The sequence below is a fragment of the Streptomyces sp. NPDC049837 genome (assembly GCF_040674455.1).
GTDB lineage: Bacteria > Actinomycetota > Actinomycetes > Streptomycetales > Streptomycetaceae > Streptomyces.
Map to the genome: position 1 here is coordinate 543,730 of NZ_JBFAMP010000003.1, position 19,557 is coordinate 563,286.

A 19,557-nucleotide genomic window follows, 5' to 3' on the forward strand; every position below is an offset into this window, starting at 1 on the left:
ACCCTAGCCACAAGGGCTCAGAACTTGATGCCGCCGATCATGCCCGCCACGTTGGTCGTCAGCTCGCTGATGGTGGGGGCGATGGAGGAGCTCGCCAGGTAGAAACCGAGCAGCATGCAGACCACCGCGTGCCCGGTCTTCAGGCCTGCCTTGCGGATCAGCAGGAAGACGACGATCGCCAGCAGCACCACCGCCGAAATCGAGAGTGCCACGGCGGTTCACCTCCATACATGTTCGTTCCGGACCGGGCAGGGCGCACGTGCCGGAGGGTACATACCCACCCGGCGCTACGGATCATAACTATCCGTTCCCACGCATCGATCGGTGCACGGCAGCACATGGGGGCGCACGACCGCTAGTTTCGGTCGTATGACCTCCAGGCAACAGCTCTCATTCCCCCGCCAGTACGCACGGACTCAGCGCTACACCCTTGGTGTTCCCCGGGCGTTCACCGTCTCACCCGACGGTTCCCGGGTCGTCTTCCTCCGCTCCCCCTCCGGCACCGACAGAGCGAACCGGCTGTGGGTGCTCGACCTGGACGACGGCATGCGCGAACGCGTGGCCGCCGACCCGGAAGCGCTGCTGGGCGGCGCGCAGGAGGAGTTGTCGCCCGAGGAGCGGGCGCGCCGCGAACGCAGCCGGGAAGGCGCGGGCGGCATCGTGGGCTACGCGGTGGACGGAGCCGTCGAGTTGGCGGCGTTCGCCCTGTCGGGGCGGCTGTTCGTGGCGGAGCTGAGGGCCGGGACGGCGCGTGAACTGCGCGTTCCGGGCCCGGTGATCGACCCGCGTCCCTCGCCGGACGGGCGGCACGTGGCGTATGTGAGCGGGGGCGCCCTGCGGGTGACGGGCGCCGGTGGCGAGGGCGACGACCGTGCGCTGGCCGAGCCGGAAGGGGAGGGCGTCACGTACGGGCTGGCGGAGTTCGTCGCGGCCGAGGAGATGGGCCGCTCGCGCGGCTACTGGTGGTCGCCGGAGTCGGACCGGCTGCTGGTCGCGCGGGCCGACGACAGCCCCGTACAGCGCTGGTGGATCTCCGATCCGGCGCATCCGGACCGGGAGCCGGTCAAGGTGGCCTATCCGGCGGCGGGGACGGCCGACTCGGAGGTGTCGCTGTGTCTGCTCGGCCTGGACGGTACGCGTACGGAGGTCGAGTGGGACCGTGCGCGTTACCCGTATCTGGCGCGGGTGCACTGGTCCTCCGGCGGGGCGCCGCTGCTGCTCGTGCAGACCCGCGACCAGCGCACGCAGTTGTACCTGGCGGTGGACACCGAGACGGGGACGACCCGGACGGTGCACGTCGACGAGGACCCGGATTGGCTGGAACTGCTCGGCGGGGTGCCGGCGTGGGCGCCGGACGGGCGGCTGGTGCGGATCGCCGACGAGGGCGGGGCGCGGGTGCTGGCGGTGGGCGACCGGACGCTGACGGGCGCGCAGCTCCACCTCCGCGGGGTGCTGGACGTCGGCGAGAACGACGTGCTGGTGTCGGCGTCGGCGGGCGAGGAGGCCGCGGCGGCGGAAATTGGCGAGATTCATGTGTACCGGGTCAACGAACTGGGCGTGGAGCGCGTCTCCGAAGGGCCCGGAATCCACTCGGCGGTCCGGTGCGGGGCGGTGACCGTCCTGGCGTCGGCGCGGCCGGACGAGCCGGGGACGTCGGTGCGGGTGCTGCGGGACGGCAAGCCGGTGGCCGAGGTGGCGTCGTACGCGGAGCAGCCGGTGCTGTCGCCGCGCCTGACGCTCACCGAGGCGGGCGCGCACCGCATCCCGTGCGCGGTGCTGCTGCCCCGGGACTACCAGGAGGGCGACGGGCCGCTGCCGGTGCTGCTGGACCCGTATGGCGGGCCGCACGGGCAGCGGGTGGTGGCGGCGCACAATCCGCACCTGACCTCCCAGTGGTTCGCCGAGCAGGGATTCGCGGTGATCGTGGCGGACGGGCGGGGCGCGCCGGGCCGCTCGCCGGGCTGGGAGAAGGCGATCAAGGACCGGCTGACCCTGGCGCTGGACGACCAGATCGAGGCGCTGCACGGGCTGGCGGACCGGTTCCCGCTGGATCTGGACCGGGTGGCGATGCGGGGCTGGTCGTTCGGCGGCTACCTGGCCGCGATGGCGGTGCTGCGGCGGCCGGATGTGTTCCACGCCGCGGTGGCGGGGGCGCCGATGTCGGACCTGCGGCTGTACGACACGCACTACATGGAGCGGTATCTGGGCCTCCCGCAGGAGGCGCCGGAGGTGTACGCGGCGAACTCGCTGATCACGGACGACGGTCTGTCGGCGCCGGAGAACCCGCACCGCCCCATGATGATCATCCATGGGCTGGCGGACGACAATGTGGTGGCGGCACACACGCTCAAGCTGTCGTCGGCGCTGCTGGCGGCGGGCCGGCCGCATGAGGTGCTGCCGCTGACGGGCGTGACGCACATGACGCCGCAGGAACAGGTGGCCGAGAACCTGCTGCTGCTCCAGGTGGACTTCCTGAAGCGGTCGCTCGGGCTCGCGTAGCACGGCGACCGGCCGGGGCGACATGGCGCGCCCCGGCCGGTCCACGGCACCCGCACGGCCGTACGCTGTTCAGACTGACGCGTCCGTATATCGAAACCGCTTCCGGCAAGTTGCCTGGATGTTAACGGAATTGATGGGCAATCAACCCATTTGCCCACGGATGTCGGCCTGGGCCTCGGCCGGCACGACCTGCCTCTCCTCCGCGAAGTGGCACGCCGAATCGTGCCGGGCAGGGGTGTCCGCGTCGCGGAAGACCGCCGGGACGGCGAGCGCCGGCACCTCCAGCGCGCACCGCTCGCGCGCCTTCCAGCAGCGGGTGCGGAAGCGGCAGCCGGAGGGGACGCCGGTGGGCGAGGGCACGTCGCCGGCGAGCAGGATGCGCTCCTTCCGCCCCCGGGCGTCCGGGTCGGGCACGGGGACTGCCGACAGCAGCGCCTGGGTGTAGGGGTGCGTCGGGTGGTCGTAGATCTGTACGTCCGTACCGATCTCGGCCATCTTCCCGAGGTACATCACGCCCACCCGGTCCGAGATGTGCCGGACGATCGACAGGTCGTGCGCGATGAACACGTAGCTCAGCCCGAACTCGTCCTGGAGCTTCTCCATCAGATTGACCACCTGCGCCTGGACGGAGACGTCCAGCGCCGACACCGGCTCGTCGGCCACGATGATCTCCGGTCTGAGGGCGAGGCCGCGGGCGATGCCGATGCGCTGGCGCTGGCCGCCGGAGAACTGGTGCGGGTAGCGGTTGATGTGCTCGGGGTTGAGCCCGACCACGTCCAGCAGCTCCCGCACCTTGCGCCGCCGGTCGCCCTTCGGCGCGGCCTCGGGGTGGATCTCGTACGGTTCGCCGACGATGTCGCCGACCGTCATCCGGGGGTTGAGCGAGGTGTACGGGTCCTGGAACACCATCTGGATGTTGCGGCGCACCGCCTTCAGGGCCCGGCCGGACAGCCTCGTGATGTCCTCGCCCTTGTAGAGGATCTGCCCGGACGTGGGCCGTTCCAGGCTGACGAGCATCCTGGCGACCGTGGACTTGCCGCAGCCGGACTCGCCGACGATGCCGAGCGTCTCGCCGGGGTGGAGGGCGAAGGAGACCCCGTCGACCGCTTTGACGGCGCCGATCTGCTTCTTGAACAGGATGCCGCGGGTGAGCGGGTAGTGCTTGACGAGGTCGCGCACCTCAAGAAGGGGAGCCTCAGGGAGGGGGGCCTCCCGAAGGGGGGCCTCAAGAAGGGGAGGCATCGATCGTCTCCTTCCAGAAGTGGCAGGCACTGCGCCGGTCCTCGGAGACCGGGTACAACGGCGGTACGTCGACCCGGCACAGGTCCCGGGCGCGGGGGCAGCGCGGGTGGAAGGGGCAGCCGGACGGGATGGCGGTCAGGCTGGGCGGCAGGCCCTTGATGGCGTACAGCTCCCGGCCCTTGTGGTCCAGGCGCGGGATGGAGTCGAGCAGGCCGCGGGTGTAGGGGTGGGCGGGCGCCTTGTAGATGTCGTGGACGGGCGCGGTCTCGATGATCCGCCCGGCGTACATGACGGCGATCCGGTCGGCGACGTCCGCGACGACGCCCAGGTCGTGGGTGATGAGGATGAGGCCCGTGCCGAGTTCCCGCTGGAGCTCGGCGAGGAGTTCCATGACCTGGGCCTGGACGGTGACGTCGAGGGCGGTGGTCGGCTCGTCGGCGATGATGAGCGCCGGTTCCAGGGCCATCGCCATGGCGATCATGATGCGCTGGCGCATCCCGCCGGAGAACTGGTGCGGGTACTGGCCGACCCGCTCGCGGGCCCCCGGGATGCGGACCCGGTCCATGAGCTCCACGGCCTTGGCGCGGGCGTCCTTCCTGGACATGCCGCGGTGGACCACGAACATCTCGCCGAGCTGGTCGCCGACGCTGAGCACGGGGTTCAGGGCCGACAGCGCGTCCTGGAAGATCATCGCCATTTCGGCGCCGCGCACCGCGCGCCGGGCGTCCTCCTTGAGCGTGAGCAGGTCCCGGCCCCGGAAGAGGACCTCGCCGCCGGTGATCCGGCCGGGCGGCATGTCGAGGATGCCCATGATCGCCTGGGCGGTGACGGACTTGCCGGAGCCCGACTCGCCGAGCACGGCGAGCGTCTCCCCCGCGTCCACGGAGTACGTCACGCCGTTGACGGCCCTGGCCACCCCGTCCCGGGTGCGGAACTCCACGTACAGGTCGCGTACTTCGAGGAGCACGTCTCACCTCAGCTTCGGGTCGAGGGCGTCGCGCACCGCGTCGCCGAGCATGATGAACGCCAGCACGGTGATGCTCAGGGCGCCGGCGGGCCACAGCAGCATGTGGGGGGCGTTGCGGATCTGCGGGGCGGCGTTGGAGATGTCGATGCCCCAGGAGACGGTGGGCGGCCGCAGCCCGACGCCGAGGAAGGACAGGGTGGCCTCCAGCGCGATGTACGTGCCGAGCGCGATGGTCGCGACGACGATGACCGGGGCGACCGCGTTGGGCGCCACGTGCCGCAGCAGCATCCGGGCGCTGCCGGCGCCGAGCGCCCGCGCGGCCTGGACGTAGTCGTTCTGCTTCGCGGTGATGACCGAGCCGCGGGCGATGCGGGCGACCTGGGGCCAGCCGAGCAGCACGATGAAGCCGACCACCGGCCAGACGGTGGAGCTGGTGACGACGGACAGGAACACCAGGCCGCCCAGGACGACGGGGATGCCGAAGAACACGTCGGTGATCCGGGACAGCAGCGCGTCCCACCACCCGCCGAAGAACCCGGCGAGCCCGCCGAGCAGGCTGCCGAGCAGGGCGGCACCGAGGGTGGCGCACACGCCGACGGTGATGGAGGCCCGGGCCCCGTGGACGGTGCGGGTGTAGACGTCGCAGCCCTGGGTGTCGTACCCGAAGGGGTGGCCGGGGGCGGGGCCCGCCTGGGACTTGGACAGGTCGCAGTGGAGCGGGTCGGCGCCGGCGAGGATCTGCGGCCAGAGGGCGATCAGGACGAGGAAGGCGATGAGGGCCGCGGAGACGAGGAAGACGGGGTTGCGGCTCAGTTGGTGCCAGGCGTCGGACCACAGGCTGCGCGGGCGGCCCGTGGAGGGCGCCAGGGTCTCGGCCTCGCTCATCGCCAGGTCCATGGCGCCGCCGGCGCCGGCCGGGGCGATGACGTCCTCGGGTTCGTCGTAGGTGTCGCGGGTGTCAGGCATAGCGGATCCTCGGGTCCAGGACCGCGTAGAGCAGGTCGACGAGCAGGTTCGCCAGCAGGAAGACGATCACGAGGATCGTCACGAAGCCGACGACCGTGGGCGCGTTGTTGCGCAGGATGCCCTGGTAGAGCTGGTAGCCGACGCCGTGGATGTTGAAGATCCGCTCGGTGACGATCGCGCCGCCCATCAGCGAGCCGATGTCGGCGCCGATGAAGGTGACGACCGGGATGAGGGAGTTGCGCAGCAGGTGGCGGGTGATGACCCGGTGGCGCGGCAGGCCCTTGGCGATGGCGGTGCGCACGTAGTCGGCGCGGACGTTCTCGGCGATGGAGGTGCGGCTGAGCCGGGTGACGTAGGCGAGGGAGACGAGGGCGAGGACGACGCCGGGCAGGAGCAGCTCGTCGACGCGGGCCTCGGAGGAGACGGAGGGGCGTACCCAGCCCCATTTCACACCGAACAGGAACTGGAGGAGGTAGCCCGAGACGAAGGTGGGGACGGAGATGACGACGAGGGTGAGGACGAGCAGGCCGGTGTCGAGGGGGCGGCCGCGCTTGAGGCCGCTGATGACGCCGAGGGTGATGCCGATGAGGATCTCGATGACGACGGCGACGAGGGTGAGCCGCAGGGTGACGGGGAAGGAGGAGGCCATCAGTTCGGTGACCTTCTGGCCGTTGAACGCGGTGCCGAAGTCGCCCTGGAAGATGGCGCCCATGTAGAGCAGGTACTGCTTCCACAGCGGCTGGTCGAGGTGGAGGTCCTCGCGGATGCGGGCGGCGGTGGCGGGGTCGGGCGCCTTGTCGCCGAAGAGTGCCGCGACCGGGTCGCCGAGCGCGTACACCATGAAGAAGATCAGGAACGTGCTGCCGATGAACACCGGGATCATCTGGAGCAGCCGCCGGATCACATAGCGTCCCATGAGGGCTCCGGAGGATCGCGAGGCGGGGCTTCAGCGGACCTTGATCCGGTCGTAGACCGGGACGCTGAACTGGTTGAGGGTCACGTCGGAGAGCCGTTCCGAGTAGCCGGCGCTGCCGTTCTGGTACCAGAGGGGGATGGCGGGCATCTGTTCGGCGAGGATGCGCTGGGTGGCCTGGAAGTCCTTGACGGCCGCGGCCTGGTCGGTCTCGCGGTTGGCCTTGTCGACGAGGCCGTCGAACTCCTTGTTGCTGAACTTGCCGTAGTTGGAGGACCCGCCGGTGGAGTAGAGCGGCTCCAGGAAGTTCTGGATGAGGGGGTAGTCGGCCTGCCAGCCGGAGCGGAAGGGGCCGGTGAGCTTGGCCGTGGTCTGCTGGTTGCGGAAGTCGGCGAAGGTGCCGATGGGGTTGACGGTGCAGACGGCGCCCCGGCCGAGCGCGTTGTTGACGCTGTTGCAGACGGCGTCCATCCAGGCGCGGTGCGAGCCGGTGTCGACGTTCGAGGTGAGCGTCACCCGGCCGCCCGGCAGGCCGCCGCCCTCCTCGATGAGGCGCTTGGCCCTGGCCGGGTCGTATGTGCAGGCGTCGCCGCAGAGCTCCTGGTAGCCGCCGGTCTTGCCGAGGGCGGGTGAGGTCCAGTCCTTGGCGGGGGTGCGGGTGCCCTGGTAGATCTGCTTGGTGATCTCCTCGCGGTTGATCGCCATGGACAGGCCGCGGCGGAGCTTCTCCATGCCGGGCTTGTTCCACTCGGGCCGGTAGAGCGGGAAGACCAGGGTCTGGACGATGAGGGCGGGCTGGTTGATGTAACGGTCGCCGAGGTCGCCCTCGACGTTCCTGAGCTGCTGGGCGGGCACGTCGTCGAGGAGGTCGAGGTTTCCCGAGATCAGGTCGGTGTACGCGCTGTTGTTGTCGGTGTAGACGACGAGGTCGACGCCGCCGTTGCGGGGCTTGTCCTCGCCCGCGTAGCCGTTCCAGCGGCGCAGCTTCATGTTGCTGCCCCTGGTGTACGACTCGACGGTGTAGGGGCCGTTGCCGATGGGCTTGGCGAGCCAGGCGTCGTGGTCGGTGAAGAACACCCGGGGCAGCGGCATGAAGGCCTGGTAGCCGAGGGTTTCCGGCCAGGTGGAGAAGGTGTCCTTGAGGGCGACGGTGAAGGTGCGGTCGTCTCTGACGACCAGGCCGCGCATCGTCCTGGCCCGGGCGGCCCCGGAGGCGGGGTGGACGTCCTCGTAGCCGGCGATGTCGCTGAAGAAGGGCGCGTTGGCCTGCTTGTTGTCGACGTGGGCGCCGTAGTTCCAGGCGTCGGTGAAGGACTTGGCGGTGACGGGCTCGCCGTTGCTGAACTTCCAGCCGGGCTTGAGCGTGATGGTGAAGTTCTTCGAGTCGGTGGTCTCGATCTTCTCGGCGACCATGTCCCGGGCCTGGCCGGTCTTGGGGTCGTACTTCTTGAGGCCGCGGAAGAGCAGGTCGAGGACCTTGCCGCCCTGGACCTCGTTGGTGTTGGCCGGTTCGATCGGGTTCTGCGGGTCGCCCCAGGAGGAGCTGACGATCCCGTCCGCGCCGCCGGCAGCGCCGTTGCCGCCACCGCAGGCGGTCGCCACGAGGACGACGGCCACGGCACAGGCTGCCGCCCTGACGTGCGTGGCTCCGCGCATGGGTGCCTCCCCTGGTCGTGGTCCTCGCCTCACGGCTAGGCCCACATACCACCCCATACGGTGCGCCCGCGCACGCTGTACCCGCCCGTCCGGGCACGGCACCACCCACTTGCGCGACGCCCCCGCCCTCGCGCGACGGCCCGCCCGGCCCGGCCGGTCACCGCCCCGGAGCCCGGCCCCGGCACGGCCCGGCACGCGAGGGTGCCCCGGCCGTTCCCGCCCGGGGCACCCTCGTACACGTACAACCGCGCCTTACGCCGCGTGGACGACGTCCTTCTCCTCGGCGAAGTGGCACGCCGACTCGTGCGCCGCCGGGCTGTCGGAGCCCTGGAAGCGCTCCGGGACCGCCAGGAGCGGCACCTCGGTGGCGCACTTGTCCTCCGCCTTCCAGCACCGGGTGCGGAAGCGGCAGCCGGACGGCGGGTTCGCCGGCGACGGGACGTCACCGGTCAGGATGATCCGCTCGCGGCCCTCGCGGGCGTCCGGGTCGGGCACGGGGACGGCCGACAGCAGCGCCTGGGTGTAGGGGTGCGTCGGGTGGTCGTAGATCTGTACGTCCGTACCGATCTCGGCCATCTTCCCGAGGTACATCACGCCCACCCGGTCCGAGATGTGCCGGACGATCGACAGGTCGTGCGCGATGAAGATGTACGACAGGTTGAACTCGTCCTGGAGCTTCTCCATGAGGTTGACCACCTGCGCCTGCACCGACACGTCCAGCGCCGACACCGGCTCGTCGCAGATGATGATCTCGGGGTTGAGCGCCAGACCGCGGGCGATGCCGATGCGCTGGCGCTGACCGCCGGAGAACTGGTGCGGGTAGCGGTTGATGTACTCGGGGTTGAGCCCGACCACGTCCAGCAGCTCCTGCACCTTGCGGCGCCGGTCGCCCTTCGGGGCCACCTCGGGGTGGATCTCGAAGGGCTCACCGATGATGTCGCCCACCGTCATCCGGGGGTTGAGCGAGGTGTACGGGTCCTGGAACACCATCTGGATGTTCCGGCGGACCGCCTTCAGGGCGCGCCCGGACAGCTTGGTGATGTCCTGGCCCTTGTAGAAGATCTCGCCCGAGGTCGCCGTCTCCAGCATCATCAGCAGCTTGGCGACCGTGGACTTGCCACAGCCGGACTCGCCGACGATGCCCAGGGTCTCGCCCTGGTACAGGTCGAAGGAGACCCCGTCCACGGCCTTGACCGCGCCGACCTGCTTCTTGAACAGGATGCCCTGGGTCAGCGGGAAGTGCTTGACCAGGTTCCGGACCTGGAGGATCGGCTCACCGCGCTCCACCGGGGCCTCGATCGCGGCGACCGCGGCGGTCTCGCTCGCCACGTCGACCGTCTCGACCTCGGTGACGTTCGGGGTCGCGTCCACGGCCGCCTCATCGTTCTTCCTGAGCTCAGCCATGGATCGTCTCCTTCCAGAAGTGGCACGCGCTGCCGCGGCCCGGCAGCTCGCCGCCGTCCTGCTCCGTCACCGGCACCAGGGCCGGGATCTCCGTACGGCAGAGGTCGTCCGCCTTCGGGCAGCGCGGGTTGAAGGCGCAGCCCGTGGGGATCTTCATCAGGTTGGGCGGCAGGCCCTTGATCGCGTAGAGCTCCTGGCCCTTCTGGTCCAGGCGCGGGATGGAGTCGAGCAGGCCACGGGTGTACGGGTGCGCGGGGCGCTTGTACAGCTCGTGGACGGGCGCGTTCTCGACGATCCGGCCCGCGTACATCACCGCGATCTTGTCGGCGACGTCCGCGACCACACCCAGGTCGTGGGTGATCAGGATCATGCCCATGTTCTCCTCGCGCTGGAGCTCCGCGAGCAGGTCCATGACCTGGGCCTGGACGGTCACGTCGAGCGCGGTGGTCGGCTCGTCCGCGATGATCAGGTCCGGCTCCAGCGCCATCGCCATGGCGATCATGATGCGCTGGCGCATACCGCCGGAGAACTGGTGCGGGTAGTCGTTCACCCGCGCCGCCGCGGCCGGGATCTTCACCCGGTCCATCAGCTCGATCGCCTTGGCCTTGGCGTCCTTGCGGGACATGCCCAGGTGGACGCGGTACATCTCGCCGAGCTGGTAGCCCACGGAGAGGACCGGGTTCAGCGCGGAGAGCGCGTCCTGGAAGATCATCGCGATGCGGCGGCCGCGGATCTTGCGGCGCTCCTCGGCGGACATCTTCAGCATGTCCTCGCCGTGGAACAGGATCTCGCCCTTGGGGATACGGCCGGGCGGCATGTCGAGGATGCCCATGATCGCCTGGGCGGTGACCGACTTGCCGGAGCCGGACTCGCCGAGGACGGCGAGGGTCTCGCCGGCGTCGACGCTGTAGCTCACGCCGTTGATGGCCTTGGCGACGCCGTCCCGGGTGTGGAACTCGACGTGCAGGTCGCGCACTTCGAGCAGCGGAGCGCTCGTCTTCTTGTCGATGGTGGTCAACGTACGCCCTCCTAGCGCAGCTTGGGGTCGAGGGCGTCGCGAACAGCTTCGCCGAGCATGATGAACGCGAGGACCGTGATGCTCAGGAACAGGGACGGGAAGAGCACCATGTGCGGGGAGCTCAGGAACCGGTCCTGGCCGTCACTGATCATCAGGCCCCAGGAGATGTTCGGGGACTGGACACCGATGCCGAGGTACGAGAACGCCGCCTCGGCCGAGATGTAGACGCCGAGGTTGATCGTGCTGACCACGATCACCGGGGCGAGCGCGTTCGGCAGGATGTGACGCATCGCGATGCGCCAGCCGCCGGCACCGAGCGCGCGGGCGGCCATCACGTAGTCGTTCGCCTTGTTGGTGATCACCGAGCCGCGCATGATGCGGAAGAGCTGCGGCCAGCCGAGCACCGCCATGATCAGCGAGACGGTGACGACGTTGCCGGTGCCCAGCATCGCCAGCACGAGCAGACCGCCGAGCAGGGTCGGGATGGCGAACCAGATCTCGGTGAAGCGCGAGACCACGGCGTCCAGCCAGCCGCCGCGCAGACCGGCGACCATGCCGAGCACGCCACCGGCGAGCGTCGTCAGCACCGAGGTGAGGACGCCGACGATGATCGAGTTGCGGGTGCCGTAGATGGTCCGGGTGTAGATGTCGCAGCCCTGAACGTCGTAGCCGAACCAGTGCGCGCTGCTGGGCGGCACGACCGAGTTGGACAGGTCGCAGAAGCCCTTGGCGTACGGGTCGCCGCTGGTGAAGAGCTGCGGGAAGAACGCCATGACCAGCAGGAAGAGGATCAGCGCGGCGGAGACCAGGAAGACCCAGTTGCGCATCAGGTCGCGACGGGCGTCGCTCCACATGCTGGCGACCCGCTCGGGCTTGTCCTTCTTGGTGCGGACGGGGCTGCCGGGCGCGGCCGTCTTGACGGCCTCGCTCTCCTCGACGGTGGTGGAGGTGTTCTCAGGCATAGCGGATCCTCGGGTCGAGCACGGCGTAGAGCAGGTCCACGATCAGGTTCGCGGCGATGTAGACGAGGACGAGCACGGTCACGATGCTGACCACGGTCGTCCCCTGGCGCAGGTACACGGCCTGGTAGAGGGTGCCGCCGATGCCGGGGATGTTGAAGATGCGCTCGGTGATGATCGCGCCGCCCATGAGGGAGCCGAGGTCGACACCGAGGAAGGTGACGATCGGGATCATCGCGTTGCGCAGCCCGTGGCGCACGATGACCCGGGACCGGCTCAGGCCCTTGGCGGTGGCGGTGCGCACGTAGTCGGCGCGCATCGTCTCGATCATGCTCGTCCGGGTGAGCCGGGCGATGTACGCGAGCGAGACCGACGCCAGGACCGTGCCCGGGAGGATCAGCGTGGTGATGTCCTCGGCGTCGTAGGAGATCGGTGCGATCGCCCACTGCACACCCAGTACGAGCTGGAGCACGTTGCCCAGCACGAACACCGGGATGGAGACCAGAAGAAGGGTCGACAGCAGCACCAGGTTGTCGAGGAACTTGCCGCGGCCGAGCGCCGCGAACACACCGGCGACGATGCCGATGATGGCCTCGATGACGAAGGCGATGCCGGCCAGCCTGAGCGTGACCGGGAAGGTCTCGCCCATGATCTCGGACACCGCGCGGCCGGTGAAGTCGGTGCCGAAGTCCCCGGTGAGAACCCCGGAGATGTAGTACCAGTACCGCATGTAGAGCGGGTCATTGAGGTGGTACTGCTCTCGCAGGATCGCTGCGATGGCCGGGTCCGCTCTCTTCTCTCCGGCCAGTGCCTGGATGGGGTCACCGGGCAGCAGGAAGACGAGGCAGTAGAGAAGTATTGTCGCGCCGAGCAGTACGGGTATCGCCTGCAGAAGACGCCTGATCACATAACGACCCATCAGGTCTCCAGTTGTACGGATACCGGGAGGGGCACACCAATGGGCCCCGGCCCGGGTGAGGGGTGACGACAACAGGACGGCAGAAGGGGGGTGACGGGGCAGAACCCCGTCACCCCCACTGCTGTCAGGATCTCCCTACGGAGATCCTTTGAACCGTCAGGCGGGGTTCACCGTGGTCCAGTCGATCTGGGTCATGTTGTCGATCCGCACGCCCGGCTTGAGGTTCTTGCTGAGGCCGGCGTTCAGCTTGTAGAAGTACACCGGGATGTACGGCATGTCCTTCAGGATGAGGTCGTCAGCCTGCTGGTACGCCTTGATCGCGGCGTCCTCGGTGGTCGCCGTGTCGCCCTGGTCGAGGAGCTTCTCGACCTGCGGGTTGACGTAGCCCGAGTAGTTCGAGCCGTGCTCGATGGCGTCCTCGGAGAAGACCGGGCGCAGGTAGTTCTCCGCGTGCGGGTAGTCCATGGACCACGCCAGGCGGAACGCGCCGCTGTACTTCTTGTCGCCGAGGTCGTTCAGGATGGTCTGGAACTGCTCGAACGGCTTGACGGTGACGTCGACGCCGAGGTTCTTCTCGAGCTGGGCCGCGACGGCCTCGATCCAGTCCTTGTGGCCGCCGTCGGCGTTGTAGCCGAGCTCCATCTTGTTGCCCGGCAGGCCGCCCGCGGCGTCGAAGGCCTTCTTGGCCGCGGCCGGGTCGAAGGTGCAGGGCGCGCCGCAGGCGCCGCTGCGGTAGCCCGGGACCAGCGGGTTGATGAAGTCGTCCGCCGGCGTACGGGTGTTGACGAAGATCTTCTCGGTGATCGCCTTCCGGTCGATCGCCTGGGAGATCGCCTTGCGCAGCTCCGGCTTCGCGTAGGCCTTGTTGTACTTGATCGGGAAGCCGATGTAGCCGACGCCCGAGTCGGTGCCCTGGATGTAGCGGTCGCCGAGGTCCTTGGCGGCGGTGGTCATCGCGGACAGCGGAACGGTGTCCATGATGTCGACGCGGCCGCCGAGCAGGTCACGGTAGGCCGTGTCCTGGTTGTTGTAGATCTTGAAGGTGACGCCGGGGATCTTGATCTCGCCCGCGTCGGGGTGCTTGTCGTACTTGACCGTCTTGATCTGCTGGTTGCGGACGAACTTGCCGTCCATCTTGAACACGCCGTTGCCGATGGGCGCGGTCTCGAAGCCCTTCGGGTCCTTGAAGAAGGCCTTCGGCAGCGGGTAGAAGGCGTTGAAGCCCAGCATGGTCTTGAAGGCGGAGAACGGCGCCGTGAGCGTGACCTCGAGGGTCTTCTCGTCGACGACCTTCAGGCCCTTCATCTTGTCGGTCGCGGGCTTCTTGCCCTCGCCCGGGTTCAGGTCGGCGTACCCGTCGATCTTGTTGTAGAGCGGGTTCGTCTCCTGCGTGTTGTCCTGGTTGGCGCCGTAGTTCCAGGCGTCCGCGAAGGACTGCGCGGTGACCGGCTCACCGTTGTGGAAGGTGTAGCCGTCCTTGAGCTTGATCGTCCAGACCTTGCTGTCCTTGGTCTCGATCGACGCCGCCATGTCGAGCTGGGTCTCGTTCTTCTCGTCGTACCGCACGAGGCCGGTGAACAGGGCGTTCATGACCTCGGAGCCCTCGGACTCGTACGTGTTCGACGGGATCAGACCGTTCTGGGGCTCGCCGAGCTCCATCACGACCTGCTTGGCACCGCCCGCCTTGCTGTCGCTACCGCCACCGCCACAAGCCGTGGCTGCCAGGGCGACGACTATCGCGCCCGCGACCCACTTGGCGCTCTTGGCACCGCGCATGGGTTCCTCCTCATGAGTCCACTTGTCACTACAAGAGGGGCACTTCGAGGTTGCACGCCGACACCCCTGACGGCGATGACCCAAGTGCCCCGAGTGTGCTCGTGAGTCGGCGCTCCCCACAGCGCGTGACCCATTGACCCGAGCTCAATGGAGCCAACTATTAAGTACGTCCGGGCCGTAAACCACACTTAAAGGGTCTCGTTTTGGCAACATCACCAAGGGCCCGAAGACCGAAATCCGGACAAAGCGATCACAGACAGACACCCGCGAAACGGACCGTTAACACATGTTCCGGAGAGCGACGGTCGATATGCGGACGCTTCGGCCGGGAAAACGCTTTGACGTGCGGTCAGCCGACACCTCCGTCCGCCGACCGGTGCGGGGGCACGGGTCCCGTGCTGGTAAAGGGGCGGGCGCGGCATGCCTGCCCCGGAGGAACGCAGAAAAAACTCCCCGTCCCGGGAGGGGAATGACCCCTCCCGGGACGGGGAGTTGACGTCCGTGGCGGCGGCCGGCCCGGCCGCCGCGCCGGATCAGCCGTTCTTGGCGCGCGAGGCGGCGCGGGCGCGCTCGCGCTGGTCCAGGTTCACCTTGCGGATGCGGACGGCCTCCGGGGTCACCTCGACGCACTCGTCGTCGCGGCAGAACTCCAGCGACTGCTCCAGCGAGAGCTTGCGCGGCGGAACGATCGCCTCGAACGAGTCGGCCGAGGACGACCGCATGTTCGTGAGCTTCTTCTCCTTGGTGATGTTGACGTCCATGTCGTCGGAGCGGGAGTTCTCGCCGACGATCATGCCCTCGTACACCTCGGTGCCCGGCTCGACGAAGAGCACGCCGCGCTCCTGGAGGTTCGTCATCGCGAAGGCGGTGACGGCGCCGGAGCGGTCGGCGACCAGCGAGCCGTTGTTACGGGTCTGGAGCGTGCCGAACCACGGCTCGTGGCCCTCGTGGATGGAGTGGGCGATGCCCGTGCCGCGCGTCTGCGTCAGGAACTCGGTACGGAAGCCGATGAGGCCGCGGGACGGCACGACGAACTCCATGCGCACCCAGCCGGAGCCGTGGTTGGACATGTTGTCCATGCGGCCCTTGCGGACGCCCATGAGCTGCGTGACGGCGCCCATGTGCTCCTCGGGCACGTCGATGGTCATGCGCTCGACCGGCTCGTGGACCTTGCCGTCGATCTCCTTGGTGACCACCTGCGGCTTGCCGATGGTCAGCTCGAAGCCCTCGCGGCGCATCTGCTCGACCAGGATGGCCAGCGCCAGCTCACCGCGGCCCTGCACCTCCCAGGCGTCGGGACGCTCGGTGTCCAGGACGCGCAGCGAGACGTTACCGATCAGCTCGCGGTCCAGACGGTCCTTGACCTGGCGGGCGGTGACCTTGCGGTCCTTGACGGCCGCCTTGTTGTCCGCGCCCTTGCCGGTGGCACCACGGCCGACCAGCGGCGAGGTGTTCGTACCGATGACCATGGAGATCGCGGGCTCGTCGACCGTGATCAGCGGCAGCGCGATCGGGTTCTCCGGGTCGGCCAGCGTCTCGCCGATCATGATGTCGGGGATACCGGCGACGGCGCAGATGTCACCGGGGCCCGCCACCTCGGCCGGCTTGCGGGTGAGCGCCTCGGTCATCATCAGCTCGCTGATGCGTACGTTGGCGATGGTGCCGTCGCGCTTGATCCACGCGACCGTCTGGCCCTTGCGCAGCTCGCCCTGCTCGACGCGGAGCAGCGCGATACGGCCGAGGAAGTTGTCGGCGTCCAGGTTGGTGACGTGCGCCTGGAGGGGGGCCTCCTCGTCGTACACCGGGGCCGGGATGTGCTCCAGGATCGTGGAGAAGAACGGCTCCAGGTTGGTGGAGTCGGCCGGGACCGTGCCGTCCTCCGGCTTCGTCAGCGAGGCGATGCCGTCACGGCCGCACGCGTAGACGATCGGGAACTCGATCTGCTCCTCGTCCGCGTCCAGGTCCAGGAAGAGGTCGTAGGTCTCGTTGACGACCTCATCGATCCGGGAGTCGGGGCGGTCCGTCTTGTTGATGCACAGGATGACGGGCATGCGGCGCTGGAGGGCCTTGCGGAGCACGAAGCGGGTCTGCGGCAGCGGGCCCTCGGAGGCGTCCACCAGCAGCACCACGCCGTCGACCATCGACAGGCCGCGCTCGACCTCGCCGCCGAAGTCGGCGTGGCCGGGGGTGTCGATGATGTTGATGGTGATGGGCGCCCCGCCGTCCTTGGGGTGGTACTTCACCGCCGTGTTCTTGGCGAGGATCGTGATGCCCTTCTCACGCTCCAGGTCGTTCGAGTCCATCATGCGGTCGTCGACCGAATCGAGCTGGTGGGCGGCGAAGGCACCAGCCTGCTTGAGCATGGCGTCGACGATGGTCGTCTTGCCGTGGTCGACGTGGGCGACGATGGCTACGTTACGGATGTCGTGGCGCGTGGGCATGGGTGGCTGGCGCTTCTCTCGGATCGTGGGTGCGGCGTCTCTTTGTTCCTCGTACGCCCGCCGGGCGGACGCGCCACGGCTGTGTCCATGGTACGGGGCCGACGCGCGCAAGGCTTCCCGGCCCATCCGGAGAAGATCGAACAGGTGCGTGTACTGGTGCTGTACTGCGGTGCACTGGGGGTGCGTGGGTGTGGCCCGGGTCATGGTCCGCAACGGAGCTTGCCCGCCGGTGGTACCGGCGGGCAAGTGACTTGAGCGGATTCTGAGGTTGGCCTTAGTTGGCCTTACTTCCGCGTGAAGCCGATGTTCTCGTAGCGCGGGGTCGCGAAGCCGAACGCCCCGGCGTTCACCACCGCCGGCTTGGCGGCCACGAGCTGCGGCCGCTGGTAGAGCGGGATGGAGCCGGCCGCGGCCCAGATCCGGGCGTCGGCCTGCTTCAGCAGGTCACGGGCCGCCTTCTCGTCCAGCTCGGCGGCCGCCTGGTCGAAGAGCTGGTCGATGTGGTCGGTGCCGACCCGGGTGTAATTCTGCTCCACCAGCAGCGAGCCGTCGGCGGCCGGCTGCGGCTTGGCGAAGATGGGCCGCCCGTCGGTGGCCGGGAAGGCCGTGCCGGGCCAGGAGTAGAGGGCCAGGTCGTAGTCGCCGGAGGCGATGTGGTCCTTGAAGAAGCTGTCGTCGGGGACCTTCACGATCTCGGTGCCGATGCCGATGCGGCCCAGCATCCGGGAGATCTTGTCGCCGACGGTGCGGAGGGACTCGGAGTCCGGGCCGGCCGGGAGGACGAAGCGGAGCGTGAGTGATTCGCCGTCCTTGCCGAGCGGTCCGGCGGCCGCGTCGCGCGCCGGGGCCGGGGCGGCCGGGGCGGGGACGGCGGTGCCGCGCGGGGCGTAGGCGCCGGGGGCGCCGCCGCCCTGGGCCTTGGGCTGGTCCGCACCCTTGTCGGTCTCGCCGAGGGCGGCGGCCGGGCGGTTCGCGGGGCGGTCGGCCGTCGTCCGGGCCCGGGCCTGGATCTCCGCCTGGCGGTGGAGGGCGATGCCCTGGGCGGCCGCGGCGGGGGCGGGGGCCAGGACGTGCGTGCCCTCCGGGCCGTCGTTGCCGCCGATGGCGGGCTTGTCGTCGCCGACGATGTACAGGCCCTCGTCGGACGGTACGTCGGCCTCCCCGCCGTTCTTCCCGCCCGTGCCGGGCGACGCCTGGGCGCCCGCCTTGGTGCCGTCCTTCGGGGCGGCGGGCTTGCGGGCCCCGCCCCGGGTCCAGCCCGCGTCGGCCAGCAGCTCCTGGGCCTCCTCGGTGTCCTGGCCGCCGAGGGCGCCGCTGCTGTCGGCGTACGCCTGCTGCCCGACGAGCGCGAGGTGGCTGCCGACCGGGTGGGCGGGCAGCCCCAGCGGCTTCAGGACCGCGTCGGCGAGCTCCTGGCGGTTCAGGGCGCGGGCCACGGCCCGGCGCACCCGGTCGTCGGAGAGCGGGCCGCTCTCCCCGTTCAGCGCGAGCTGCGTGTACGCGGGCTCCAGCGACTTGCGGACCACGTAGCCGCGCAGCGCCTTCTGCTCGGCCGCGTACGCCGCCGCCACCTGCCGGTTCTTCAGGACTGCCGCCTGGTGGAGCCGGGCCTTCGCGGGGTCGGTACCGGGCGCGGGAGGCGCCGGCTTCTGGGCGGCCGGCGGGGTCGCGGCCGTACCCGGGCCGTGCGCGTCCTTGGCCGCGCCCTTCGCCGCGCGGGCGATCCGGTCCGCCGTGGCGCGGTCGACCTCGGCGAGGTCGAGGGTGCCCGTGGCGAGGGCGGTGGCGCGGCCGGAGCGGGGGACGGCACGCAGCACGATCGCGTCGAGCTTGGCCGGCTGCCCCCACCAGCGCGGGTTGCGGACGAGCGTGGTCGTGCCGCCGCGGGCGTCGACGCCCTTGAGCTGGAAGGGGCCGGCCGTCACCGCGAGCTGCGAGCGGGCGCCGTCGTTGAAGGCGGCCGGCGTCCCCATGACGTCCTTGGGGTAGAGCGGCGAGAAGAGGGCGCGCCAGTCGGCGTACGGCTTGCTGAAGGTGACCCGGACCTCCAGGTCGCCGGCGCCGCGCTCGATCTTCTCGATCCGCTCGTAGCCGGCGTTGCGGGCGGTCCAGTAGGCGGAGTTCTTGCCGCTGAGGGCCCGCCACTGGGCGACGAAGTCGGGGGCGCCGATCTCGCGGCCGTCGCTCCACACCGCCTGCTGGTTGAGCTTGTAGAGGACGACCTGCTTGGGCTCGCGCTCGACGACCTCGGCGGATTCCAGGTAGTCGGGGTTGCGCTGGGGGCGGCCGCGCTCGTCGAGGGTGAAGAGGCTGGGCAGTACGGCCTGGGTGACGCGCGCGGTGGTGGCGTCGGCGTCCGCCTGGAAGGCGTTGAGGGTGGTCGGCGTCGTGTCGACGGCCCAGCGCAGCGTGCCGCCGTCGGCGACCTTGTCGCGGCCGGCGGGGGCGATGTCCTGCGGGACGGCCTTGGCGTCGCTCTCCTCCTCGGGGGAGCTGCATCCGCTCAGTACGGAGACCGCGAGTACGCCGGTGGTGAGGAGGACGGCGGACCGGAGCGTGCGGGAACGGGGGCCCCGGGAGCATGTCCTCCCCCGAGGGGCGCCGACGTGGGACATGTCTTGTACCTCTTCGTCCTGTTTTGTGGAATTTAGCTGTTTTGGTGAATTTAGAGATGATCACACCTATTGCCCATACACTGAAATGCACTGGAAGGTCCCCGCGGTGGCGACACGGCGACACCGCGCGCAAACACCACCCGTGCGGCCCAAGCCCCGGAAGGGTGGAATCCGTGCACATG

At 69.4% G+C, this 19,557-nt stretch carries 14 protein-coding genes; 1 reads left to right on the plus strand and 13 read right to left on the minus strand.

Annotation, left to right across the window (positions count from 1 at the left end; genetic code table 11):
* Positions 1-17: 17 nt before the first annotated feature.
* A complete protein-coding gene (locus AB0J57_RS10415) occupies positions 18-212 on the minus strand; it encodes a hypothetical protein (RefSeq protein WP_366127623.1) in 195 nt (64 codons plus the stop codon).
* A 157-nt stretch (positions 213-369) separates the two neighbouring features.
* Here AB0J57_RS10415 and AB0J57_RS10420 point away from each other — a divergent pair, with 157 nt between their 5' ends.
* The gene (locus AB0J57_RS10420) at positions 370-2,499 is read left to right on the plus strand and encodes an alpha/beta fold hydrolase (protein WP_366127624.1); all 2,130 of its coding nucleotides are present in this window, start codon (positions 370-372) and stop codon (positions 2,497-2,499) included.
* A 141-nt stretch (positions 2,500-2,640) separates the two neighbouring features.
* Here AB0J57_RS10420 and AB0J57_RS10425 read toward each other — a convergent pair whose 3' ends face one another.
* The 12 genes from AB0J57_RS10425 to AB0J57_RS10480 form a co-directional block, all read right to left on the minus strand.
* The gene (locus AB0J57_RS10425; protein WP_366127625.1) at positions 2,641-3,741 is read right to left on the minus strand and encodes a dipeptide ABC transporter ATP-binding protein; all 1,101 of its coding nucleotides are present in this window, start codon (positions 3,739-3,741) and stop codon (positions 2,641-2,643) included.
* On the minus strand, positions 3,725-4,708 hold the full coding sequence (locus AB0J57_RS10430; protein ID WP_366127627.1) for an ABC transporter ATP-binding protein: 984 nt from the start codon (positions 4,706-4,708) through the stop codon (positions 3,725-3,727). The genes AB0J57_RS10425 and AB0J57_RS10430 overlap by 17 nt, the downstream gene beginning before the upstream one ends.
* 3 nt (positions 4,709-4,711) lie before the next feature.
* The gene (locus AB0J57_RS10435; RefSeq protein WP_366127628.1) at positions 4,712-5,674 is read right to left on the minus strand and encodes an ABC transporter permease; all 963 of its coding nucleotides are present in this window, start codon (positions 5,672-5,674) and stop codon (positions 4,712-4,714) included.
* Positions 5,667-6,590 carry an ABC transporter permease gene (locus tag AB0J57_RS10440; protein ID WP_366127629.1) on the minus strand — a complete coding sequence of 308 codons (924 nt, stop codon included), beginning with the start codon at positions 6,588-6,590 and terminating at the stop codon, positions 5,667-5,669. Before AB0J57_RS10440 ends, AB0J57_RS10435 begins: the two co-directional genes overlap by 8 nt.
* A 30-nt stretch (positions 6,591-6,620) precedes the next feature.
* On the minus strand, positions 6,621-8,243 hold the full coding sequence (locus AB0J57_RS10445) for an ABC transporter substrate-binding protein (protein WP_366127630.1): 1,623 nt from the start codon (positions 8,241-8,243) through the stop codon (positions 6,621-6,623).
* Between the two features lie 252 nt (positions 8,244-8,495).
* Entirely contained in the window at positions 8,496-9,647 is a 1,152-nt protein-coding gene (locus AB0J57_RS10450; protein WP_366127631.1) for a dipeptide ABC transporter ATP-binding protein, read from the minus strand.
* Positions 9,640-10,665, minus strand: a complete 1,026-nt coding sequence (locus AB0J57_RS10455) for an ABC transporter ATP-binding protein (RefSeq protein ID WP_366127632.1) — start codon at positions 10,663-10,665, stop codon at positions 9,640-9,642. The genes AB0J57_RS10450 and AB0J57_RS10455 overlap by 8 nt, the downstream gene beginning before the upstream one ends.
* 11 nt (positions 10,666-10,676) lie before the next feature.
* On the minus strand, positions 10,677-11,627 hold the full coding sequence (locus AB0J57_RS10460) for an ABC transporter permease (RefSeq protein WP_366127633.1): 951 nt from the start codon (positions 11,625-11,627) through the stop codon (positions 10,677-10,679).
* Positions 11,620-12,543 (minus strand): ABC transporter permease, encoded by a 924-nt coding sequence (locus AB0J57_RS10465; protein ID WP_366127634.1) that lies wholly within the window; start codon positions 12,541-12,543, stop codon positions 11,620-11,622. Before AB0J57_RS10465 ends, AB0J57_RS10460 begins: the two co-directional genes overlap by 8 nt.
* A 156-nt stretch (positions 12,544-12,699) precedes the next feature.
* Positions 12,700-14,319 carry an ABC transporter substrate-binding protein gene (locus AB0J57_RS10470; protein WP_366127635.1) on the minus strand — a complete coding sequence of 540 codons (1,620 nt, stop codon included), beginning with the start codon at positions 14,317-14,319 and terminating at the stop codon, positions 12,700-12,702.
* Positions 14,320-14,852: 533 nt separating this feature from the next.
* Positions 14,853-16,760: a translational GTPase TypA gene (typA, locus tag AB0J57_RS10475; protein ID WP_064068287.1), complete on the minus strand. Its 1,908-nt coding sequence runs from the start codon at positions 16,758-16,760 to the stop codon at positions 14,853-14,855.
* A gap of 284 nt (positions 16,761-17,044) precedes the next feature.
* Positions 17,045-19,375 (minus strand): ABC transporter family substrate-binding protein, encoded by a 2,331-nt coding sequence (locus tag AB0J57_RS10480; RefSeq protein WP_366127636.1) that lies wholly within the window; start codon positions 19,373-19,375, stop codon positions 17,045-17,047.
* Positions 19,376-19,557: the final 182 nt, after the last annotated feature.